The sequence below is a fragment of the Acidovorax sp. LjRoot117 genome, from assembly GCF_964252695.1.
Lineage (GTDB): Bacteria > Pseudomonadota > Gammaproteobacteria > Burkholderiales > Burkholderiaceae_C > Acidovorax.
In genome coordinates, this window is the sequence record NZ_CAXUPO020000003.1 from 357,134 (window position 1) to 379,479 (window position 22,346).

Annotated in this window: 22 protein-coding genes; 7 read left to right on the forward strand and 15 right to left on the reverse strand. The window is 67.1% G+C overall.

The features are described 5' to 3' along the window. Positions 1 to 13: 13 nt before the first annotated feature. Genes ACSQ3D_RS11310 through ACSQ3D_RS11330 form a run of 5 tightly spaced genes read right to left on the reverse strand, consistent with a single transcriptional unit; the run spans position 14 to position 3,861 of the window. A complete protein-coding gene (locus tag ACSQ3D_RS11310; RefSeq protein WP_056417721.1) occupies positions 14 to 2,302 on the reverse strand; it encodes a methyl-accepting chemotaxis protein in 2,289 nt (762 codons plus the stop codon). Positions 2,303 to 2,323: 21 nt separating this feature from the next. Beyond that, positions 2,324 to 2,851, reverse strand: coding sequence for a chemotaxis protein CheW (locus ACSQ3D_RS11315; protein ID WP_056417718.1), 528 nt, complete (start codon positions 2,849 to 2,851; stop codon positions 2,324 to 2,326). A 15-nt stretch (positions 2,852 to 2,866) separates the two neighbouring features. Continuing rightward, entirely contained in the window at positions 2,867 to 3,232 is a 366-nt protein-coding gene (locus ACSQ3D_RS11320) for a response regulator (RefSeq protein WP_056417714.1), read from the reverse strand. Then, positions 3,232 to 3,630, reverse strand: coding sequence for a response regulator (locus tag ACSQ3D_RS11325; RefSeq protein WP_034692846.1), 399 nt, complete (start codon positions 3,628 to 3,630; stop codon positions 3,232 to 3,234). The genes ACSQ3D_RS11320 and ACSQ3D_RS11325 overlap by 1 nt, the downstream gene beginning before the upstream one ends. 57 nt (positions 3,631 to 3,687) lie before the next feature. Continuing rightward, positions 3,688 to 3,861, reverse strand: coding sequence for a rubredoxin (locus ACSQ3D_RS11330; RefSeq protein WP_082485978.1), 174 nt, complete (start codon positions 3,859 to 3,861; stop codon positions 3,688 to 3,690). Between the two features lie 94 nt (positions 3,862 to 3,955). On the opposite strand from ACSQ3D_RS11330, the gene thiD reads away from it, so the two are divergent. Together thiD and hemL are read left to right on the forward strand one after the other, a co-directional pair. After that, positions 3,956 to 4,912, forward strand: a complete 957-nt coding sequence (gene thiD / locus ACSQ3D_RS11335) for a bifunctional hydroxymethylpyrimidine kinase/phosphomethylpyrimidine kinase (protein ID WP_056417711.1) — start codon at positions 3,956 to 3,958, stop codon at positions 4,910 to 4,912. Further along, a complete protein-coding gene (gene hemL / locus ACSQ3D_RS11340; protein WP_436126951.1) occupies positions 4,896 to 6,200 on the forward strand; it encodes a glutamate-1-semialdehyde 2,1-aminomutase in 1,305 nt (434 codons plus the stop codon). The genes thiD and hemL overlap by 17 nt, the downstream gene beginning before the upstream one ends. A gap of 73 nt (positions 6,201 to 6,273) precedes the next feature. On the opposite strand, the gene ACSQ3D_RS11345 is transcribed toward hemL, so the two are convergent. Next, a complete protein-coding gene (locus ACSQ3D_RS11345; RefSeq protein ID WP_436126952.1) occupies positions 6,274 to 7,065 on the reverse strand; it encodes an IclR family transcriptional regulator domain-containing protein in 792 nt (263 codons plus the stop codon). Positions 7,066 to 7,182: 117 nt separating this feature from the next. Here ACSQ3D_RS11345 and pobA point away from each other — a divergent pair, with 117 nt between their 5' ends. Next, complete coding sequence (pobA, locus tag ACSQ3D_RS11350) at positions 7,183 to 8,379, forward strand: 4-hydroxybenzoate 3-monooxygenase (protein WP_436126953.1); 1,197 nt, start codon at positions 7,183 to 7,185, stop codon at positions 8,377 to 8,379. A 160-nt stretch (positions 8,380 to 8,539) separates the two neighbouring features. Here the strand turns inward: pobA and ACSQ3D_RS11355 are convergent, their stop codons facing one another. The 5 genes from ACSQ3D_RS11355 to ACSQ3D_RS11375 form a co-directional block, all read right to left on the reverse strand. Next, a complete protein-coding gene (locus ACSQ3D_RS11355; protein ID WP_436126954.1) occupies positions 8,540 to 9,052 on the reverse strand; it encodes a c-type cytochrome in 513 nt (170 codons plus the stop codon). Between the two features lie 80 nt (positions 9,053 to 9,132). Then, the gene (gene purH, locus ACSQ3D_RS11360; RefSeq protein ID WP_436126955.1) at positions 9,133 to 10,746 is read right to left on the reverse strand and encodes a bifunctional phosphoribosylaminoimidazolecarboxamide formyltransferase/IMP cyclohydrolase; all 1,614 of its coding nucleotides are present in this window, start codon (positions 10,744 to 10,746) and stop codon (positions 9,133 to 9,135) included. Between the two features lie 100 nt (positions 10,747 to 10,846). Continuing rightward, positions 10,847 to 11,080 (reverse strand): Fis family transcriptional regulator, encoded by a 234-nt coding sequence (locus ACSQ3D_RS11365; RefSeq protein WP_056167477.1) that lies wholly within the window; start codon positions 11,078 to 11,080, stop codon positions 10,847 to 10,849. Continuing rightward, entirely contained in the window at positions 11,077 to 12,123 is a 1,047-nt protein-coding gene (gene dusB / locus ACSQ3D_RS11370) for a tRNA dihydrouridine synthase DusB (RefSeq protein WP_436126956.1), read from the reverse strand. The genes ACSQ3D_RS11365 and dusB overlap by 4 nt, the downstream gene beginning before the upstream one ends. A 225-nt stretch (positions 12,124 to 12,348) precedes the next feature. Beyond that, the gene (locus ACSQ3D_RS11375; protein WP_056417691.1) at positions 12,349 to 12,954 is read right to left on the reverse strand and encodes a D-Ala-D-Ala dipeptidase; all 606 of its coding nucleotides are present in this window, start codon (positions 12,952 to 12,954) and stop codon (positions 12,349 to 12,351) included. 181 nt (positions 12,955 to 13,135) lie between these two features. Between ACSQ3D_RS11375 and ACSQ3D_RS11380 the strand changes: the two genes are divergently transcribed. Further along, entirely contained in the window at positions 13,136 to 13,618 is a 483-nt protein-coding gene (locus tag ACSQ3D_RS11380; protein WP_056418339.1) for a YqaA family protein, read from the forward strand. Positions 13,619 to 13,641: 23 nt separating this feature from the next. Here the strand turns inward: ACSQ3D_RS11380 and ACSQ3D_RS11385 are convergent, their stop codons facing one another. From ACSQ3D_RS11385 to ACSQ3D_RS11400, 4 genes are all read right to left on the reverse strand, one after another. Continuing rightward, positions 13,642 to 14,835, reverse strand: a complete 1,194-nt coding sequence (locus tag ACSQ3D_RS11385) for a GGDEF domain-containing protein (RefSeq protein WP_235504039.1) — start codon at positions 14,833 to 14,835, stop codon at positions 13,642 to 13,644. 282 nt (positions 14,836 to 15,117) lie between these two features. Beyond that, on the reverse strand, positions 15,118 to 16,005 hold the full coding sequence (gene rarD / locus ACSQ3D_RS11390) for an EamA family transporter RarD (protein ID WP_436126957.1): 888 nt from the start codon (positions 16,003 to 16,005) through the stop codon (positions 15,118 to 15,120). A gap of 307 nt (positions 16,006 to 16,312) precedes the next feature. After that, the gene (gene ychF, locus ACSQ3D_RS11395; RefSeq protein WP_056417681.1) at positions 16,313 to 17,407 is read right to left on the reverse strand and encodes a redox-regulated ATPase YchF; all 1,095 of its coding nucleotides are present in this window, start codon (positions 17,405 to 17,407) and stop codon (positions 16,313 to 16,315) included. An 83-nt stretch (positions 17,408 to 17,490) separates the two neighbouring features. Continuing rightward, positions 17,491 to 18,363, reverse strand: coding sequence for an MOSC domain-containing protein (locus tag ACSQ3D_RS11400; RefSeq protein WP_436126958.1), 873 nt, complete (start codon positions 18,361 to 18,363; stop codon positions 17,491 to 17,493). Positions 18,364 to 18,469: 106 nt separating this feature from the next. Here ACSQ3D_RS11400 and ACSQ3D_RS11405 point away from each other — a divergent pair, with 106 nt between their 5' ends. From ACSQ3D_RS11405 to ACSQ3D_RS11415, 3 genes are all read left to right on the forward strand, one after another. Continuing rightward, positions 18,470 to 19,606 (forward strand): FAD-dependent monooxygenase, encoded by a 1,137-nt coding sequence (locus ACSQ3D_RS11405; RefSeq protein WP_436126959.1) that lies wholly within the window; start codon positions 18,470 to 18,472, stop codon positions 19,604 to 19,606. A 58-nt stretch (positions 19,607 to 19,664) separates the two neighbouring features. After that, positions 19,665 to 20,393: a DsbC family protein gene (locus tag ACSQ3D_RS11410; RefSeq protein ID WP_436126960.1), complete on the forward strand. Its 729-nt coding sequence runs from the start codon at positions 19,665 to 19,667 to the stop codon at positions 20,391 to 20,393. 95 nt (positions 20,394 to 20,488) lie between these two features. Continuing rightward, positions 20,489 to 22,288, forward strand: coding sequence for a M61 family metallopeptidase (locus ACSQ3D_RS11415; RefSeq protein ID WP_436126961.1), 1,800 nt, complete (start codon positions 20,489 to 20,491; stop codon positions 22,286 to 22,288). Positions 22,289 to 22,346 lie beyond the last annotated feature (58 nt).

Consider the following 22,346-nt stretch of genomic DNA (forward strand, 5'->3'; position numbering starts at 1 on the left):
AACTGCTGACGCGTCAGGCGATCTTGAACCGTGCCACCGATTGGCGCAGTTCTTCGGCCATGTGCGACAGTTCGCGCACCTGCTGTGCGGTGGTCCGGGTACCTTCACCGGTTTGCTCGGTCACCGCGAAAATGTGCTGGATGTTGTCGGCCACTTCGTTGGCCAGCACGGCTTCGCGGGATGTCGAAGACGAAATCTGCTCAATCAGTTCAGCAAGGCGGCGCGACACGCGGTCGATTTCGGTCAGTGCGGTACCGGCGCTGTCGGACAGTCGGGCCCCTTCCACCACACCCTGCGTGGAGCGCTCCATAGCGGCCACGGCATCCTGCGTGTCGGTCTGAATAGCCTTCACCAGCGCCGAGATCTGGCGCGTGGCGTCTGCGGAACGTTCAGCCAGTCGCTGCACTTCTTCCGCCACCACCGAGAAGCCGCGACCGGCTTCACCAGCGGACGCTGCCTGGATGGCAGCGTTCAGGGCCAGAACGTTCGTCTGTTCGGTAATGTCGGAAATCAGCTCGGTGATTTCACCGATCTCCTGCGACGATTCGCCCAGGCGCTTGATCCGCTTGGAGGTGTCCTGGATCTGGTCGCGGATGGAGTTCATACCGCCGATGGCGTTCTGCACGGCCTGCAGACCGGAGTCGGCAGCTTGCAGCGACTGGCGGGCCACCGTGGCGGACTCTTGCGCCTGTGTGGACACTTCGTTGATTCGGGTCGCCATGTCCAGAACGGAGCGGCCGGTTTCACGAATTTCGCGCAGCTGCTCGGTCGAGGCGGCGAGCAGTTCGGTCGAGGTGCTGTCCACCTGGGCGGTCGTTTGTGCCACGCGGGTGGCCGTGTTCTGCACGCTGCCCACCAGCTGGCGCAGTTCTTCCACCGTGTAGTTCACCGAGTCGGCAATGGCGCCCGTGATGTCTTCGGTCACGGTCGCTTCCTGGGTCAGGTCACCTTCAGCGACCGACTGCAGTTCGTTCATCAAACGCAAAATGGCGGCCTGGTTGGCGTCGTTGACGCGCTTGGCTTCCTGCTCCTGGCGCTTGGCGTCCTTTTGCTGCGATTCGGCAGCGGCCTGGCGGCCCCGGCTGTCCAGCAGTTGCACGCGCGAGATGCCCACGCCGCAAAGAATCACGAACAGGCCGGCGAGGGCCAGGGCTGCCAGTTGGCCGCCGCCCACACCGGTTTGTGCGGACAGCTTGGACTGCAGGCCTTCCAGCTGGCGGCGCAGGGGTTCGCTGTCGGCAATGATGGCGGACTGGGCTTCACGCGCAGACACCAGGCCTTGCAGGTTGCCCAGGATAGCGCTGGCTTGCGTGCGGGTTTGTTCGTACAGCTTGATCAGCGACTCGAGTTGCTCGCGGGTCTGGGCGTCCTTCGTGGCGGCCAGGCGCAGTTCGGGGCTGCCGTCCAGCAGGCCCTGGGCGATTTCCTTGAACGAGTTCAAGTCCTTGCCCAGCAGGAACACGGCCTCGGGGCTCACGCCTTCCATGGTCTGGAATTCGTTGGCGGACTTGCCGATACGCTGGGTCAGCATCACCAGCTGGCCGGCGGCGGAGATTTCAGCGGCGGGAGCGTTCTGCTGCAGCTTGAGCGACGACACCGTTTCGGCGATTTCCAGCAGGTCGGACGACTGGCGGTTGATGGTGCGCAGAGCGTCACCCACCTGGGTCAGGATCTTTTGCTGGCCCATCACCACGCTGGCGTTGCGCTCTGCGCGTTCCATCAGCGGGTTCACGGCATCGAGGTCCGGCTTGTAGGGCTCGCCCAGCGATTGCACGCCCAGTTCGTTGTCGCCAGCGTTCAGGCCGCGCACGTTGCGCGCCAGCACGCCCGAGCTTTCCACCACGTCGGGGAAGGCCTGGGGACTACCCACCAGCGCCTGCGACACCGACTTGGCCAGACGCTGCGACTGCATCAGCGATTGGCCGGTCGCGGCCAGTTGCTGTGCGGAGCGGTCGGCTTGCTGCAGCACCCAGAAGGCAATGGCACCCAGCACCAGCACGCCCACGCCCAGCAGGGCCAGCAGGCGGCGCTGGTGGGCCGCGGCCGTCGCGCGGCCCAGGATGGGCAGGGAGATCAGGTCTTCCTCGACGTCTGCGGCCGACAGCTCCGGCGCGTAGCCGTCAGGGTCGCCCTGCACGCTGTTCATGGCTTCGGCCTGGTACGCATCGCGCAGTTGCGCGCCGTCCAGCGAACCCGTGGCCAGGAGATCCTGCCCATCGTCGGCAGTGCCCGCCGTCGCGCCGTTGTCCGGCGTGGCAGGTTTCCGGTTGAACAGTTTTCCAAATTGATTGACGACGGACATGGTGCAGCCTTACAGAAAAACTCAAGCACTGATGCTCAGGAAAGCGGGATGTTGGGACAGGAGCTGCAGGTTCAGCTCCTGCCAGCGTGTGCCGCTGGAATCGATATAGGTGGTGCCAAAGAATGCGGGCGCATCTTCGGCCGGGGGCTGGGACGACACGAAAGCGTCGGTGCCCCGCAGGCCCGCGAGGCGGTCCACCAGCAGGGCGGCATTGACGTCGAGCGCGGCGTTGAACGCCAGCAGGCTGGACTCCGACAGCGCCTGGTCGGTGCGGGGCGCCGTGGCACCGAGCAAGCCGGCCAGGTCCACCACGCCCACCAGGCCGCCGCGCAGGTTGGCGACGCCCAGAAACCAGCTCTGGGTGTAGGGCACGGCCTGCACGGACACCCAGGAGAAGATCTCGCCGGACTGCGCGAGCGGCAGCAAATAAAAACTCCCGGCGGACTCTACAGCCAGCCAGGACGATACAGAGGTTCCTTCGACCCGCGCCGCCTGCAGGCGGCTGGCAAGTCGGGTCTGGAGCTCTCGCAGGGCTTCGCGGTTGGCCATGAGCGCGCCGCCGCGTTAGCTGAGAGCGTCGATTTTGGCCTGCAGCTCTGCGGGATCCACGGGCTTGGTGATGTAGCCGCGCGCGCCCTGGCGCATGCCCCAGACGCGGTCTGTTTCCTGGTTCTTGCTGGTGCACATGATGATCGGCACATCGGCATACAGCGGGTCACGCGTGATGGCACGGGTGAGCTGAAAACCGTTCTGGCCAGGCATGACCACGTCCATCAGAATCAGGTCGGGTTTTTCTTCAGCGAGACGGCGAAAAGCTTCGTCAGCATTTTCTGCGGTACGAACCTGCATGCCTTTTTTCTGCAGCAGGTCGGTCAAAAACATCAGCTCGGTCTTCGAATCGTCGACGACCAGTACTTTCTGGATGGGCATTACATCGCTCCTTGTTGGGCATTGCCAAATTGCTGCACAGCCTGCAGCAACTGGTCTTTGGTAAACGGTTTGGTGAGATATTCCTGGCAGCCGACCATGCGCCCGCGCGCCTTGTCGAACACACCGTCCTTCGAGGACAGCATGACTACCGGTGTATCTGCAAAACGGGCGTTGCGCTTGATGATGGCGCAGGTCTGGTACCCGTCGAGCTTGGGCATGAGAATGTCGCAAAAAATCAGCTGCGGCTGGTAATCGTTGACCTTCGCCAAAGCATCAAAGCCGTCGTCCGCCAACAAGACTTCGTGCCCCCCCTGCTTGAGAAAAATCTCGGCGCTTCGACGGATGGTGTTGCTGTCATCCACCACGAGCACTTTGAAAGATGCGCCTGTTGTAGTCAATTGTTACTGCTCCCGATGGAAAAATAAACAACGCTGTAGTCCATGATCTAGAGCGTCTCAAATCTGAACCATCTCGAAATCTTCCTTGCGTGCACCACACTCGGGACAGGTCCAGTTCATGGGGACCTGCTCCCAGGGAGTATTGGGGGAAATGCCGTGCTCAGGGGAACCCTCCGCCTCGTCATATATCCAGCCGCAAATCAAACACATCCAGGTTTTAGAGTCGGTCACAGCTTAAAGGGCCTTCACATAGAATGCAACGATTGTATCTAGTCATCTCAGCGGGTTGCGGCTTCTGTGCCACCCCTCTAGCAGGATCTGGTCCATGACCACCAAAGCATCCCAACCCTCCCCCGAAATCATAGATATCGAAGATGACGGTTCCGAAGACGCCAGCCCCGCCTGCATCCTGGTCTTCAACGCCAGCGACCCCAGCGGCGCGGGCGGCCTGACCGCCGACATCACCACCATCGCCTCGGTGGGCGGCCACCCCATTGCGGTGGTGTGCGGCGCCTACGCCAGGGACACCGCCCAGATCTTCGATCACTTCAGCTTCGAGGACGAGGCCGTGGCCGAACAGGCCCGCACCGTCCTGGAAGACATGCCGGTGCAGGCGATCAAGGTCGGCTTCGTGGGCAGTCCCGAGAACATCAGCGCCATCGCCGAGATCACCACCGACTACGACGAAGTCCCCGTGATCGCCTACATGCCCAACCTGTCCTGGTGGACGGATGAGCAGATCGACGAGTATCTGGATGCCTTCCGGGAATTGTTGTTACCGCAGACCTCGGTGTTGGTAGGAAACCACAGCACGCTGTGGCGCTGGCTGCTGCCGGACTGGGGCAGCGAGCGCAGCCCCACGGCGCGCGACATCGCCCGCGCGGCCTCCGAGATGGGCGTGCCCTACACCCTGGTCACCGGCATCCCGCTGCCCGAGCAGTTCGTCGAGAACGTGCTTGCCTCGCCCCAGGCCATCCTGGGCACCGGCAAGTTCGAGCTGTTCGACGCGACCTTCGCCGGCGCGGGCGATACGCTGTCGGCCGCGCTCACCGCGCTGGTCGGCGCCGGCAACGACCTGGGCGAGGCCACGAGCGAGGCGCTGAGCTACCTCGACCGCTGCCTGGATGCCGGCTTTCGCCCCGGCATGGGCCACATCGTGCCCGACCGCATGTTCTGGGCCCAGCCCGACGACGATGAAGACGATGCGGATGACGACACCCCGATCGACGAAACACAGGCCATCGAAGGCTTTGTGATGCCCCCCCATGACACCAAGCACTGACCTCAATATCCCCCTGTTCGAGCGCGCCAAGGCGCTCATCCCCGGCGGCGTGAACTCGCCCGTGCGGGCCTTCAAGGCCGTGGGCGGCACGCCCCGCTTCATCCAGCGCGCCCAGGGCGCGTACTTCTGGGACGCCAACGACCAGCGCTTCATCGACTACATCGGCTCCTGGGGCCCGATGATCCTGGGCCACGGCCACCCGGCCGTGCTCGACGCGGTGCAGAAGGCGGCGCTCGATGGCTTCAGCTTCGGCGCGCCCACCGAGCGCGAGGTCGAACTGGCCGAGGAGATCCTGGGCCTCGTGCCCTCCATGGAGATGATCCGCCTGGTCAGCTCGGGCACCGAGGCCGGCATGAGCGCCATCCGCCTGGCGCGCGGCGCCACGGGCCGCAGCAAGTTCATCAAGTTCGAAGGCTGCTACCACGGCCATGCCGACTCGCTGCTGGTCAAGGCCGGCTCGGGCCTGGCCACCTTCGGCAACGCCACCAGCGCGGGTGTGCCCCCCGAAGTGGTGCAGCACACCCTGGTGCTCGAATACAACAACGTCGCCCAGCTCGAAGAAGCCTTTGCCCTGCATGGCAAGGAACTGGCCTGCGTGATGATCGAGCCCATCGCGGGCAACATGAACCTGGTGCGCGCGAGCGTCCCGTTCATGAAGCGCTGCCGCGAGCTGTGCACCGAATACGGCGCCCTGCTGGTGCTCGACGAGGTGATGACCGGCTTTCGCGTGGCGCTGGGCAGTGCGCAGAGCGTGTATGCCCAATCGATCCCCGGCTTCAAGCCCGACATCACGGTGCTGGGCAAGGTGATCGGCGGCGGCATGCCGCTGGCGGCCTTCGGCGGGCCGCGCGCCATCATGGAACACCTGGCCCCGCTGGGTGCCGTGTACCAGGCGGGCACGTTGTCGGGCAACCCGGTGGCCACCGCCTGCGGCCTGGCCACGCTGCGCGAGATCAAGAAGCCCGGCTTCTTCGACGCGCTCTCGGCCCGCACCCGCTCGCTGGTCGATGGGCTGTCTGCCGCCGCCGCCGCAGAGGGCGTGCCCTTCAGCGCGGACTGCGAAGGCGGCATGTTCGGCTTCTTCCTGCTGCCCGAGCTGCCGCAGAACTACGCCCAGGTGCTCAAGACCGACAACGCGCGCTTCAACACGCTGTTCCACGGCCTGCTGGACCGCGGCGTCTACATCGCGCCAGCGCTGTACGAGGCAGGCTTCGTGAGCTCGGCCCACACGGCCGACGACATCGACGCCACCGTGTCCGCCGCGCGCGAAGTATTCAAGACACTATAAAAATCATAGCTACCAGCGCTTATCCATAGCGCGGTAGCGGCATTTTTTTATCGAAATCCTGGCTGCAGCGCCATCACAGCAGCCCGCGCAGCTCGCGCGCGGCTTCCTGCAGCAGCGGCAGCATGTCGCGCTGCAGGCTGCCCTCGTCCACCTGCTTGGGTGATGCCACCACGTTCAGCGCCGCCACCGTGCGGCCCTGCAGGTTGCGCAGCGGCACGGCCAGCGCGTGCACGCCCAGTTCATGCTCCTCCACCGCCAGGCAGCAGTCGTCCCGCCGCGCACTGGCAATCACCTGCCGCAGCGGCCCGACCTGCGTGATGGTGTGCGGCGTGAGGCGCTGCAGGGTGCAGCCCTTGAGCCAGGCCGTCAGCTCCGCCGCAGGCAGCGCCGCCAGCAGCACCCGCCCGGTCGACGTGGGGTGCGCCGGCAGCCGAGCGCCCAGGTGCAGGCCGTAGGCGAGCACACGGGACGGCGCGCCGTACACACCGCTGCGCGCCACGATCACGACCTCGTTGCCGTCCAGCACCACCGCCGAGAACGACTGCTGCGTCTGCGCCGCCAGCCGGTTGAGCGTGGGCTGCAGCACGCGCGGCAGCCGGGCCGACGCGAGGTAGCTGCCCGAAAAGCGCAGCACCTTGGGCGCCAGCCAGAAGTAGCTGCCGTCCGTCTCCAGGTAGCCCAGGTGCGCCAGCGTCAGCAGGTGCCGGCGCGCCGCCGCGCGCGTAAGGCCCGTGCGCTGCGCCGCCAGCGTGGCGTTCAGCCGCTGGCGCTCGGTGTCGAAGCTCTCCAGCACCGCCATGCCCTTGGCCATGCCTTCGATGAAGTCCGCCTTGGCGATGGGGGACGCGGTCTGAACGGTGGTCATTGCGCGATGATCGCACAATACATCCAACTATCGCACGCAACCGCCTGTGCGCCCTGCCCGTTTGACGCAGATCAACCTACGCTTGGCAGCATCTTTTCCCCAAGAGGTTGCCCACCCATGCGTACCCAGGTTGCCATCATCGGCGCAGGCCCCGCCGGCCTGCTGCTCGGCCAGTTGCTCTACACGTCCGGCATCGACGCCGTCATCATCGAACAGCGCAGCCCCGATTACGTGCTGGGCCGCATCCGCGCCGGCGTGCTGGAGCAGGTCAGCATGGACCTGCTGGACCAGGCCGGCGTCGGCGCCCGCGCCCATGCCGAAGGGCTGCCGCACGACGGCATCGAGCTGCTGTTCAAGGGAGCCCGCCACCGCATCGACCTGCACGCGCTGACCGGCGGCAGCCGGGTGACGGTGTACGGCCAGACCGAGGTGACCCGCGACCTGATGGACGCCCGCGCCGCCGAAGGCCTGACCACGGTATACGACGCCCAAAACGTGAGCGTGCACGACTTCGACGGCCAGCAGCCGCGCGTGACGTACGAGAAGGACGGTCAGACGCACGAGGTGCTGTGCGACTTCATCGCAGGCTGCGACGGCTACCACGGCGTGTGCCGCGCCAGCGTGCCCGAGGGCGCGCTGCGCACCTACGAGCGTGTCTACCCCTTCGGCTGGCTGGGCGTGCTGGCCGACGTGAAGCCCGTCTCGCACGAGCTGATCTACGCCAACACCGAGCGCGGCTTCGCGCTGTGCAGCATGCGCAGCAACACGCGCAGCCGCTACTACCTGCAGGTGCCATCGACCGACAAGGTGGAGCAGTGGAGCATCGAGCAGTTCTGGACCGAACTGGGCCACCGACTGGACCCCGAGGCACGTGAGAACCTGGTCACCGGCCCGGCGCTGGAGATGAGCATCGCCCCGCTGCGCAGCTTCGTGGCCGAGCCCATGCGCTTTGGCCGCCTGTTCCTGGCGGGCGACGCCGCCCACATCGTGCCGCCTACCGGCGCGAAGGGCCTGAACCTGGCTGCGAGCGATGTGGGGTACCTGTGGAATGCGCTGTCGGACTATTACCGCGACCAATCCAGCGCGGGCATCGACACGTATTCCGACCGCTGCCTGCGCCGCGTCTGGCGCGCCGAGCGCTTCTCGTGGTGGTTCACCTCGCTGATGCACCGCTTTCCGGACACGGGCGAGTTCGGGCAGAAGATGCAGGAGGCGGAGCTGGACTACTTGGTCAACTCGCGTGCTGCGTCCACGTCGCTGGCGGAGAACTATGTGGGGTTGCCGCTGGATTTTGCGGTGGGGGCAATCCGCTGAGGCAGCCCCGCAGGACTGTCGGCCTGTGCGCGTGGGCGTATCAGGCGGCGACCATCGGCGGGAATGCTGCAAATAGGATAGCGCCTGACGCCTTATCGGCGGGCGCTAGAGGCCAAAATCTTCTCAGCTGGCCCTTGTTGCTGGCTCTCACCGATCGGCATCACTTCACGGTGTCGTCATCGGCCGGCGGCGGCTTCCCGCGGTGCGCAGCGGATTCGGCAGGCGGTGCCAGTTGCAGGATCCACGCAGCAAGCTCCAGGGCGGTAGCGTCCGTCACCCCCACCTGGCGGGGCATGACGACGCGGCCCCACTCGCCCACGCTTCCGTTGCGGATCTTGCCTGCTAGGTAGGCCTGCGCATCGGCGCGATCACGGTACCGCGTGGCAATGCTGGCGAAAGCAGGGCCTACGTAGGTGCGGTCCACCCCATGGCAGCGCATGCAGCTGCTGGCCGTCGAGGGGATTGAGGGCCGCACGGCAGCCGAGGAAGCAGAAGGCGCACCGGCAGATGCTGCAGCACTTTTCTCGGCCGTGGGACCGAGCCGGCCTGTGAGCATCATCCACGCCAGATTCGCCATGCCCAGCGCGATGGCAGCGGCCAGCAAGCCGATGGCCCACGCCACCCAGCGGGGGCGTGGGTTGTCCCGCTCGTCGTCGGAAGCTTGTGGGGCCATCGCGTTGGCTCAGCCCCGCCGTGCCAGGCACCGGCACTCCACCGCCCGGCACCGCACGGGCTTGTTCAGCCGCACCCGCATCAATGACGGAAGTGGCGCACGCCGCTGAACACCATCGCCACGCCGCGCTCATTGGCTGCGTCGATGACTTCGTTGTCGCGCATCGAGCCGCCGGGCTGGATGACGCAGGTGGCGCCTGCGTCCACCACCACATCCAGGCCGTCGCGGAAGGGGAAGAACGCGTCGCTCGCCACCACGGTGCCCTGCAGCGACAGGTTGGCGTGGCCGGCCTTGATGCTGGCGATGCGGGCGGAATCGAGGCGGCTCATCTGGCCGGCGCCCACGCCCATGGTCATGCCGCCCTTGCAGAAGACGATGGCGTTGCTCTTGACGTACTTGGCGACCTTCCAGGCGAACAGCAGGTCTTCCAGTTGCTCCAGCGTGGGCTGCTTCTGGGTGACCACCTTGAGGTCGATCAGCGACAGCTCGTGGTTGTCGGCGGTCTGCAGCAGCAGGCCCGAGCCGATGCGCTTGGCATCCATGGCGTTGCGGCCGCGCTGCCAGTCGGTCAGCGTGTCGGTCTTGGAGGCGTGCGGTGGCAGCGCGATCTTGAGCAGGCGGACGTTGGCCTTGGCCTTGAAGACTTCCAGCGCCTCGGCGGTGAAGTCGGGGGCCATCAGCACTTCGACGAACTGCTTGCTGATCTGCGCGGCAGCCGCGCCGTCGAGCGTGCGGTTCACGGCGATGATGCCGCCGAAGGCGCTGGTGGGGTCGGTCTGGAAGGCCTTGCTGTAGGCATCCAGGGCATCCAGGCCCACGGCCACGCCGCAGGGGTTGGCGTGCTTGACGATGACGCAGGCAGGCGCCTCGAAGCTCTTGACGCATTCCCATGCCGCATCGGCGTCGGCGATGTTGTTGTACGACAGCTCCTTGCCTTGCACCTGCTCTGCGGTCACCAGCGAGCCGGGCGCAGGGTGCAGGTCGCGGTACAGCGCGGCCTGCTGGTGCGAGTTCTCGCCGTAGCGCAGGTCCTGCACCTTGGTGAAGATGCCGTTGCTCTGGCCGGCGAACTGGGCGCGCGTGGGCACGTAGGTCTCCGACAGTTTGTCTTCTTCGAACGTGACGGACGACAGGTAGTCGCTGATGGCGCCGTCGTACTGGGCGATGCGGTTGAACGCGGCCACCGACAGCGCAAAGCGCAGCTTGTGGGAGAGCTTGCCGCTTGCCTTCAGTTCGGCCAGCACAGCCTCGTACTGGTCGGCCGAGGTTATCACGCCCACGTCGTTCCAGTTCTTGGCGGCGCTGCGCACCATGGCGGGGCCGCCGATGTCGATGTTCTCGATGGCGTCGGCCAGCGTGCAGCCGGCCTTGGCCACGGTGGACTCGAACGGGTACAGGTTGACCACCAGCAGGTCGATGGTGTCGATGCCGTGCTCCTTCAAGGCCGCCATGTGCTCAGGCAGCTCGCGGCGGGCCAGCAGGCCGCCGTGCACCTTGGGGTGCAGCGTCTTCACGCGGCCGTCCAGCATCTCGGGGAAGCGGGTGACCTCGGCCACCTCGGTCACGGGCAGGCCGTTGTCGGCCAGCAGCTTGGCGGTGCCGCCGGTGGACAGCAGCTTGATGCCCAGCGCGTGCAGGGCCTGGGCAAATTCGACGATGCCGGTCTTGTCGGAGACGGAAAGAAGTGCGTTCATGGCAGTGGTGGTGGGGAGAGTTTGAATAAAAACAGGGCCTACCGCTTTATGGATAAGCGCTAGCAGCTATAAATTTAATAGCAATAGGTTGTGCGGGCCGTCACAGCAGCTTGTGCAGCGACAGCTTCTTGCGCAGGGTGTTGCGGTTCAGGCCCAGCCATTCGGCCGCGCGGGACTGGTTGTTGTCGGCCTGCTGCATCACCACTTCCAGCAGCGGTTTTTCGACCACGCGCACCAGCATGTCGTACATGCCGTCGGGCGTCTCTCCGCCCAGGTCGCGAAAGTAGCCTTGCAGGCTCTCGCGCACGCATTCCTCGATGTGTTTCTTGCTCATGCAGCCATTCCCTCTTGTTCTTCTGTGTCAGCGTCCACGCCGGTGGCGGCGGGCAGCCGGTCCATCTGCTGCCCCAGGGCATCCAGGTGGTCGGCCACGGCCTGCCACTGTGTGGCGCTGTCTTCGATCGTATTGATGTGTTGCCTGAAGGCCTCGCCGCCCGGCAGCGCGCGCAGGTACCAGGCAATGTGCTTGCGCGCACTGCGCACCCCGGTCAGTTCGCCGTACAGGCTGTAGTGGTCGTGCAGGTGCTCCAGCAGCAGGCGCCGCACCTCGGCCACCAGGGGCGGCGCCAGGTGTTCGCCCGTGGCCAGGAAGTGGCCGACCTCGCGGAAGATCCACGGCCGGCCCTGGGCGGCGCGGCCGATCATGATCGCGTCGGCCCCGGTGGCGGCCAGCACGTCGCGCGCCTTTTCGGGCGATGTGATGTCGCCGTTGGCCACCACGGGCACTTTCACGGCGGCCTTGACCGCAGCGATGGTGTCGTACTCCGCATGGCCACGATAGCCCTGCTCGCGCGTGCGGCCGTGCACGGTGAGCATCTGGATGCCCACGCCTTCGAACGCGCGCGCGAGCTGCACCGCGTTCTTGTGCTCCTGGCACCAGCCCGTGCGCATCTTCAGCGTGACGGGCACGTTGAAGGGCGCGCAGGCCTCAACCACCGCAGCGGCGATCTCCACCGCCAGGGCCTCGTTCTGCATCAGGGCGGAGCCCGCCCATTTGTTGCAGACCTTTTTCGCGGGGCAGCCCATGTTGATGTCGATGATCTGCGCGCCACGCTCCACGTTGTAGACCGCGGCCTCCGCCATCATCTGCGCCTCGGTGCCGGCGATCTGCACGGCAATCGGCCCGGGCTCCCCCTCATGGTTGGCCCGGCGCGAGGTCTTGAGGCTGTTCCACAGGTCCTTGCGCGAGGTCACCATCTCGCTCACCGCGTAGCCCGCGCCCAGCGCCTTGCACAACTGGCGGAACGGCCGGTCCGTGACGCCCGCCATCGGGGCGACGAACAACCGGTTCGCCAAAGGAATGTGGCCGATGTGCATGGGTAGGGTGCGGGAGGGGGCAGCAGCGAATGCTGAAAAAGGAGGCGGGATTGTACCTGCTCAAAATTTCAGCAAATGAAATGTTCCGTCCCGTGAAAACCAGGGGCTGCCGGTGCGGCCGGACATGCCCCTCGCGCCCAGCCCAGCAGAGGCCGCCGCTTGCGCACACGATGGCACGGCCCGATTCACCCTGGCACGCCGCTGGCCGTGGCGGCCAGCCTCCTATCAACGCGCTGCCAGATCGGTCTCGGACGATGGGGCGGGCACCGCGCCGCGCTGCGCGAAGAGCCACCAGGCGGTGGGCAGGTTGTCGAACTGATGGCGGGCCATCAGGCCGCGCAGCCATTCGCGGTTGTGCTGCACGTCGGGCGAAAAGCCCTGTGCGCCGGGTTGCGCACCCGCCAGCTCCACACCGGCCGGGGTGCCCATGTCGACATCGTGGCCATCGGCCAGCGGGCCGCGCACCACCTTGCTGGCCTTGGCGCCATCCACCACCTTCACCTGCACCACCCAACCGCTGCGGCTTTGCGCCACCTGGCACGACGCACGGAAGGCCAGGCCCTGGGCCTTGAGCTCCTGCGCAATGCCCTGCAGCGCGTTGCGTGAGGCCGCAGTCTCGGCACAACCTTGCGCCGCCCCGCGACCAGGCCCGGTCACGCCCACCAGCGGCTCTGGCGATGTCGATACCGCCGCCTGGGGGCTGTGCACGCACGCCGCCAGCAGCAGCGCCATGGCCACCGACGACCAGCGCGTGCCCGCAGGCACCTTGGCGCTGGCGCGCCCTGCACGGTCTGCATGCTGTGCCAGTGGGGACAGGGAGTTTTTCTGCATGGGGGCCTCCTGTGCGGCGCCTGGAAGGAAGAACAGATTTCAGCGGCACCGTGTTGCTTCACGATACAAATCGGGCCCTGGCAGGCCCATGCGCAGATGCCGCGGGCCGGCGTAGGACAGCGCCCCCATGCGCGGACCACCCTGTTTTGCCGCCCTACACTTCGCCGCTATGGAAATCTGGATGCAAAACTGGATGCAGCAGCTGCTGGAATGGCTGGCTTTGCCGCAATTCGGCCTGAGCACGGTCTTCATCGTCTCGTTCATCTCGGCCACCTTGCTGCCGCTGGGCTCGGAGCCCGCCGTGTTCGGCCTCATCAAGATCAACCCCGCAATGTTCTGGCCGGCGATCCTGGTGGCCACGGCAGGCAACACGCTGGGCGGTGGCGTGAGCTGGTGGATGGGTGTGGGCGCGCACAAGGCGGTGGACAAGGCACGGGGCGGCCACACGGACGTGCGTGCCCTGGCCTGGCTGCAGCGCTTCGGCGCCCGCGCCTGCCTGCTGAGCTGGCTGCCGGTGGTGGGCGACCCGCTGTGCGCGGTGGCCGGCTGGCTCAAGCTGCCGTTCTGGCCCTGCCTGGCCTACATGGCCATCGGCAAGTTCATGCGCTACCTGGTCATGACCAGCGTGCTGCTGCACTTCATGCCCGGCAAGCTGGGCGGCTGACCGCCTGCGCCCTGAGCGCAGGCCTACAGAAAAGCGTGGGCGCTCGACTCCGACAGTACCGAGTCGCCCTTGGCCACGGGCTCCTCGACCACCACCTGGTTGCGACCACCCTCCTTGGCCATGTACATCGCCGTGTCGGCGCGCGAGAAAAACTCCAGCACCGACTCGCCCAGCACATACTGGGTGACGCCGATGGACACCGTCACCCGGCCCTTGAGCAGGCCGCTCCAGGCGTGCGACTCGACCTGCGCTCGGATGCGCTCGCAGGTATTGAGTGCTGGCAGCAGCGAGGTGGCGGGGAAGATCAGCAGGAACTCCTCACCGCCGTAGCGCCCGAACACATCGCCGCCGCGCACGCCCTGCTGCGCGATGCGCGCGAACGTGCGCAGCACCTCGTCGCCGCCCAGGTGGCCGAGTTCATCGTTGATGCGCTTGAAGCGGTCGATGTCCAGCACGGCCAGGCACAGCGGGATGCCGCTTTCGTCGGCCAGCTGCTTTTGCTCTTCGAGCGCGGCCAGCACGTAGCGCCGGTTGAAGCAGCCCACCAGGGTGTCCCGCTGCGCGTCTTCCTGGATGTTCTTGATCTTGCGGCTGGCATGGTAGAGGCTGCGGTACAGGCGCTGCACCCGGCCCATCAGCAAGATGAACGCCGGCAGCGCCATCAGCAAGGCCAGCCCGTGCAGCACCTCCAGGCGCAGCAGCGCGGCATTGCGCTGGTCCAGGTAATGCAGCCCCACCACCCCCGCGTACAGCACCATGAGGCAGGCCGACAAGCCCAGCAGCGTTCGGCGCGGCACGGTGAACGTGCCATAGGCCACCGCCACGAACGCGAAGGGCGCCAGCAAGATCTGCGTGACGGGCTCCAGGTAGAACAGCACCAGCATGCACGCCAGCGCGGCGGCCACGATGGCCAGCTTGAGGTGCCGGTGCCGCAGCTTCTGGTGCAGCCTGGTGGCAAACACCGCCCAGAAGACCAGGCAGCACAGCACCGCCAAGCCCGCCAGCACCAGCAGCACCTGCGCGGAGACCACGTCCAGCGCGTAAAAACCCACCAACGCCACCGCGTACAGCCCGATCAGCCCCGTCGCCTGCAGCCATTGCTGCGCCACGCTCATGCCGCGCGCGCCCTGCGCGCCCAGTCCGTCCATGGCGCGCCGGGCCGGACGCACCGCCGCGGCCGACGAGGAGTCATCGAACTCCATGACTGCGTCGGACAAGGGAAAGGCATCCGTGGCAGAAAACGGATTCTTGCGTCCAAAAAACATGTGGGAGGGCAGGCGGAGCCTGGGTTCGTTCGGGTGGCAACATCTTGCCGGGGTGCGCGGGCCCTTGGCAAGCTGCCTGGGGCAGGCCCCGCGCATCTTACGCAGAACTGACATCACACCACACGGTGTTTTCCAGTAGCGGGCAGCGCCACACGCCCAGTTTTGAGAAAGATCAACCCATGGGGGGCATGGACCGCCGTGCGCAGCGGCCGCCGCGCACTGCAGCGCGGCGCATCATAGGCGCGCGGGCTCCGTCCTGCGCACCGACCACCAACCTTCAGCAGAATAGACGCAAAGAGCCGCCCAGATCAGCACAAAACCCACCAATCGCGCGGGCTCGAAGGCTTCATGAAACACCCATACGCCCAGCGCGAACTGCAGGCTGGGCGAGATGTACTGCAGGATGCCCAGCGTGGACATGGGAATGAGCCGCGCGCCCGCCGCAAACAGCAGCAGCGGCACGGCGGTGAGCGGCCCGGCCACCAGCAGCCAGCCCAGGGTGGCTGCGTTGTTGCCCTGCACCACCGCCCCCTGCCCCTGCCAGGCCCACCAGCCGAGCACGACGGCGGCCACCGGGGCCAGCAGCATCGTCTCGAGCGCCAGGCCCTCCAGGGCCCCCAGGGTGGCCACCTTGCGCAGCAGCCCGTAGACCCCGAAGCTCGAGGCCAGCACCAGCGCGATCCAGGGCAACCGGCCCGCCTGCACCGTGAGCCACAAGACCCCCGCGGCCGCCACGGCCACCGCCACCCACTGTCCGGGGCGCGGACGTTCGTGCAAAAACACATAGCCCAGCGCGACGTTCACCAGCGGCAGGATGAAGTAGCCCAGGCTCGCGTCCACCACGTGCTGGTTTTGCACCGACCACACATAGGTCAGCCAGTTGCCCGACAGCAGCAGCGCCGACAGCGCAAACGCCCCCAGCACCCGGGGCTGGCGCACGACAGCCCCCATCCACGCCCATTGCCGGCGCACCAGCAGCACCGCCAGCACGAACACCAGCGACCACAGCGTGCGGTGCATCACCACCTCCACCGACGGCACATCGGCCACCTGCTTGAAGTACAGCGGGAACAGGCCCCAGGCGACATAGGCCAGCGCGGCGTAGAGGATTCCGGGGTTCATGGCAGCAAACCCGGTTGCACTATTGAAAGCATAGCTGTTACCGCTTTATCTGCCTGCGCTAGCGGCATTTTTCTTGAAATCAGTGAGCCACGGAGCTGCGCACAAAACTGGCGCGCCCCCAGATCAGCGGACGCCGTGGAACGGGCTCCGCCAGGCCACCAGCGTCGTCCCGCTGCCCGCATTGCGCGGCAATGCGAGAGCGGGGGCTGAGGGCCGCGGCTCCAAGCCTGCCTGCGCAGGGTTGGACGGCCTGAAGAGCTGCAGCCTCTGGCGGCCGGCACCGAGCCGCACAGCGGCTCAGGGGGCATCACACATTGAACAGGAAGTTGAGCACGTCGCCGTCCTTGACGATGTACTCCTTGCCTTCGGCGCGCATCTTGCCCGCGTCCTTGGCGCCCTGCTCGCCCTTGTAGTGGATGTAGTCGTCGAACGCGATGGTCTGCGCACGGATGAAGCCACGCTCGAAGTCGCCATGGATCACGCCGGCAGCCTGCGGCGCGGTCGCGCCCACGGGCACCGTCCAGGCGCGCACTTCCTTCACACCGGCCGTGAAATAGGTCTGCAGCCCCAACAGGCTGAAGCCCGCGCGGATCAGGCGGTTCAGGCCGGGCTCTTCCAGGCCCATCTCCTGCAGGAACATGTCGCGGTCTTCATCGCCCATCTCGGCCATCTCGGCCTCGATCTTGGCGCAGATGGCCACCACCGGGGCGCCCTGGGCGGCGGCGTATTCCTTCAGGCGGTCGAGCAGCGGGTTGTTCTCGAAACCGTCTTCGCTCACGTTGCCGACGAACATCGCAGGCTTGGCCGTGATCAGGCAGAACTGCTTGAGCAGCGGCGCGTCTTCCTTGCTGACGGGCACGCTGCGGGCGGGCTTGCCCTGGTCCAGGGCCGCCTGGATGGGCGTGAGCAGCGCGACGATCTTGGCGGCTTCCTTGTCGTTGCCCGACCGGGCGGCCTTGCTGTAGCGGTTCAGTGCCTTCTCGACCGTCGTCATGTCTGCCAGGCACAGCTCGGTCTGGATGACCTCGATGTCGGCGATCGGGTCCACGCGGCCGGCCACGTGGATCACATTCGGGTCTTCGAAGCAGCGCACCACGTTCACGATGGCGTCGGTTTCGCGGATGTGGGCCAGGAACTGGTTGCCCAGGCCTTCGCCCTTGGAGGCACCGGCCACCAGGCCGGCGATGTCCACGAACTCGACGATGGCGGGGACCACGCGCTCGGGCGAGACCACCTCAGCGAGCTTTTGCAGGCGCGGGTCGGGCACTTCCACGACGCCCGTGTTGGGCTCGATCGTGCAGAAGGGATAGTTCTCGGCGGCGATGCCAGCCTTGGTCAGCGCGTTGAAGAGAGTGGACTTGCCCACATTGGGCAGGCCCACGATGCCGCATTGGAGGCTCATGGCAGGGCTTTCTGGAATTCGGAGACAAACCGCCGATTTTACGGCGCGCCAGCCATGGCCCTCCGCGAGGGTCTGTTCAGGCCTCAGTCAAACCGCAGATCGGCCGCCACCCGCTGCCCCACGCGCAGCACCTGGCCGGCGCCCTGGCGCACGATGGCGTTCATGCCGAAGGTGATGGCACCGTTCAGGCGCCGGTCCGCGCGGTAGGTCCGCAGCGTTGCCCCGACCTCGGGGCTGCTCTCGGCGGTGGCCGGGTCGATGTCCGGAATGGGGCAGCGTGCGCAGGGCTTGACGCCCTGCAGATGGATCTCGCCCTCGGCCCCGCCGTCCACCCGCACCATGTCCACCCGGTCTTCGTCGTGCGCATCCACGCCGCCCAGCACCACGTTGGGCCGAAAGCGCTCGATGCCGACGGCGCCGTGGCCGGCGGCCGTGAGGCGGTCGTTCAGCTCCTGCATGGACGCCTCGCTCGCCACCAGCACCGGGAATCCGTCCGAGAACTGGTTGGGCGCCTCGACGCCCCCCGTCCAGTCCATGCTGGACAGGCGCCGGTGCTCGGGATCGAAGCGCACCAGGCGGCAGGGCTGGCCCAGGAAGTCGGTGAACCACTGGGCCGCCACCGCGCCCATGTCCCAGGCGGGCACGGTGTCGCGCCAGACGGTCACCGTGGCGGGCGCCTCCACCGCGTCGATGGCCACGTGCAGCGCCAGCATGCCGGGCGCGCGCAGCACCATCTCCTCGGTCTTGAGCTGCGGACGGATCAAGGCCATGCGCGGCAGCGCGCGCTGGGTCAGGAACATGCCATCGGCATCGACCACCATCCAGGCGCGGTCCAGGTCCAGGCCCGTCTCGGTGAGCAGCGCCTCCCGCACCTCGATGCCCGCGCACGACTTGACGGGGTAGACAAACAGGCGCGCGATGGTGCCGGACAGATCGGAATCGGGGTTGAAACTCACGCCAGCACGCTCCTGAAAAACGGACCCTTGGACACGGGGAAGATGCCCCTTCCCCGCAATTTTGCACTGCGCACGGCGGCCCGGCACGGCTCCTACAATGCCCCTCATGGCCCAAACCTTTGATATTTGCATTCGCGGCACCGGCGTGGTGGGCACCACCCTGGCATTGCTGCTGGCACGGGACCGGCTGAAAGTGGCGCTGCTGCCCGCCCCCGGCCCCAAGAATCCTGCCGCAACCGACGTACGGGCCTACGCACTCAACCTGGCGTCCCGGCAGTTGCTGGAATCCCTGCGCAGCTGGCCCGACGAAGAACACGCCACCGCCGTGCGCCAGATGCAGGTGCAGGGCGACCAGGGCGGCGCCGTGCGGTTCGACGCGGCGGCCCAGGGCGTGCAGGCCCTCGCCTGGATCGTGGACGTGCCCGCCCTGGAATCACGCCTGGCCGAGGCGGTGCGCTACCAGCCCCATGTCGAGGCGGTGAACGCCCCCGTCCCCGCCGCGCTCACCGTGGTGTGCGAGGGCCGGGCCAGCAGCACGCGGGACGAATTTGGCGTGAACTTCGACGTCACGCCCTACGCCCAGCACGCGATCGCCACCCGGCTGCGGTGCGAGCGCCCCCACGGGCAGGTGGCCCGGCAGTGGTTTCTGCCCGACGGCATCCTGGCTTTTTTGCCTTTGGGCGGGCGGGAGGGGAACTCCGTCGCGGTTGTGTGGTCCGTCCTGCAGGAGCAGGTGGCGCCGTTGCTGGCGCTGTCACCGCAGGAATTCGCCCTGCGGCTGCAGACTGCGAGCCAGGAGGCCCTGGGCGCACTGGAATTGACGGCCGAGCGCGCTGCCTGGCCCTTGCAGCTGGCCCGGGCCGACCGCTGGTGCGGGCCCGTGCCCGGCACCGCTGCCGGCCGCCCGGCCCGCAGCTGGGCGCTGGCCGGCGACGCCGCCCACAATGTGCACCCGTTGGCAGGACAGGGGCTGAACCTGGGGCTTGCGGATGCGCAGGCGCTGGCGGCCGTGCTGCATGGGCGTGACTATTGGCGCAGCGTGGCCGACCTGCGGCTGCTGCGGCGCTACGAGCGCGAACGCAAGGCGGCGCTGGTGCCGATGGGCCTGGCCACCGACGGGCTGCAGCAGCTGTTTGCGCGGCAGGAAGGTCCGATACAGGCGCTGCGCAACTGGGGCATGAAGGGCTTCGAGAGAAGCGGCCCGCTGAAGGACTTTGTGGCCCGGCAGGCCATGGGAATTTGATTGACGACGACCACAGCGGACGCCTTGGCGGCCGCCGACCATTGAACCCGAGAACACCATGAAATTGATTCCCATCCTGATCACGGCCATCGGCCTTTTCGCCAGCGCGGCGGCATCCGCCCAGGAGGCCGACATCCGCAAGGCGCTGGCCGAGCGCATCCCGCAGATGGACAAGATCGACGAGGTGCGCCCCACGCCCATGAAGGGGCTGTACGAGGTGCGCATCGGCACCGACCTGTTCTACACCGACGCCAAGGGCAACTACGTGATCCAGGGCGAGCTGATCGACGCCAAGGCGCGCCGCAACCTCACCGAAGACCGCATCGCCAAGCTGACCGCGGTGGACTTCTCGGCGCTGCCGCTCAAGGACGCCTTCACCATCGTGCGCGGCGACGGCAAGCGCAAGGTGGCGGTGTTCGAGGACCCCAACTGCGGCTACTGCAAGCGCTTCGAGCGCGACCTGCAGAACGTGGACAACCTGACGGTGTACCTGTTCCTGTACCCCATCCTGAGCCCCGACTCGGCAGAGAAGTCGCGCAACATCTGGTGCGCCAAGGACAAGGTCACGGCCTGGCAGGACCACATGGTGCGCGACAAGCCCGCACCCGCCGCCAGCTGCGACACCAGCGCCCTGCAACGCAACCTGGCCTTCGGCCGCAAGCACAAGATCACCGGCACCCCCACCCTGATCTTCGCCAACGGCACGCGCGTGCCGGGCGCCATCGGCGCGCAGGAAGTGGAAAAACGCCTGGCCGAGGCCGGCAGCGAAGCCACCGGCGGCAACTGAACCCCACCGCACCCGCGGGAACGCGATGGCGTTCCCGGAGCCTGCCAGCAGGGCCCGGCGCTGCTGGCCACCACGCCAGAACACAGCACACGCCCATGCCCTCCACCCGCCACCACGAGCCCGCAGCCATCCACTACCGCGTGGAGCCTGCGGACCTGCATGCCCATCTCTTCAGCGTCACCCTGACCATCGCCCACCCCCAGGCGCTGCAGGAAGTGTCCCTGCCGGTATGGATTCCGGGGAGCTACCTGGTGCGCGAGTTCTCCAAGAACCTGCAGGAGCTCACGGCACACCAGGGCAAACACGCCGTGCCGCTCACGCAGCTGGACAAGCACCGCTGGCGCGCGGACTGCAGCGCGGACAAGCCCCTGGTGCTGACGTATGCCGTCTGCGCCTACGACACCTCGGTGCGCACGGCCTGGCTGGATGCATCGCGCGGTTTCTTCAACGGCACCAGCGTGTGCCTGCAGGTGCGCGGCCAGGAAAAGCAGGCCCACACGCTGGAGATGGCCAGCACCCCGGCGACGGCCGACTGGTCGGTGGCCACCGGGCTCACTGCGCTCAAGGTCGATAAAAAAGGTTTTGGCCTGTACCAGGCCGAGGACTACGACGAACTGGTGGACAGCCCGGTCGAGCTGGGCAGCTTCTGGGTGGGCCGCTTCACTGCGGCGGGCATCCCCCACCGCTTCGTCGTGGCCGGCGCCGCGCCATCGTTCGACGACAAGCGCCTGCTGGCGGATACGCAGAAGATCTGCGAGACCGCCATCCGTTTCTGGCACGGCGACGGCGCCGCCCCGTTCAAGAGCTACGTGTTCATGCTCAATGCCGTGGGCGACGGCTACGGGGGCCTCGAGCACCGCAACTCCACGGCGCTCATCTGCGGGCGCAGGGACCTTCCCCGCGTGGGCGACAGCCGCGCGAGCGACGGCTACACCACGCTGCTGGGCCTGATCAGCCACGAGTATTTCCACACCTGGAACGTCAAGCGCCTGCGCCCCGCCGAATTCGCACAGCACGACTACGCAAGGGAGAACTACACCGACCTGCTGTGGTTCTTCGAAGGCTTCACCAGCTACTACGACGACCTGCTGCTGCGCCGGGCGGGATTGATCGACGACGCAACCTACCTGAAGCTCATCACCAAGACCATCAACCAGGTGCACCAGACCCCGGGGCGCATGGTGCAGACCGTGGCCCAGGCGAGCTTCGATGCCTGGGTCAAGTACTACCGCCAGGACGAGAACACCCCCAACGCCACGGTGAGCTACTACACCAAGGGGTCGCTGGTCGCGCTGTGCCTGGACCTGGCGCTGCGCCGCGACGGCAAGAGCACGCTGGACGACGTGATGCGCGCGCTGTGGAAACGCTGCCAGGGCGGCCCCATGACGGAGGACGACCTGCGTACCGTGCTGCGGGAACTGGGCGGGCGGTCTTTCGACGCGGACATCGCGCAGTGGGTGCACAGCACGGCAGAACTCCCCCTGGCCGAACTGCTGGCGGCGCACGGCGTGCACCTGCAGGCAGAGGCACCGCAATGGGCCCAGCGCCTGGGGCTGCGCGTGGCCGAAAACCACAGCGTGCAGATCAAGACCGTGCTGCGCGCGGGCCTGGCCGAACAGGCCGGCATCGCGCCCGGGGACGAATGGCTGGGCGTGGAGGTGCAGGGGCAAGGCTGGCGCATCAGCAAGCTCGACGACGTGGCGTTCTATGCAGGCGCCGAAACCTCGGTGACCGCCCTGGTGGCACGCGACGGCCGGCTGCTGCGCCTGGCGCTGGAGCTGCCCCCCCGCGGCCAGGCCGCGGCGCCTCGCAAACCCGCCCGGCACGCTCCGGCACCCGATACCGTCAGCCTCTCGGCCGCCGACGCGACCGCACTGGGGCGCTGGCTGGCGTGATCGCCGCCGGATGCGCGGCCGCGGTACGGCCTTTTACCTACCGCGCCACGCGCAGGGC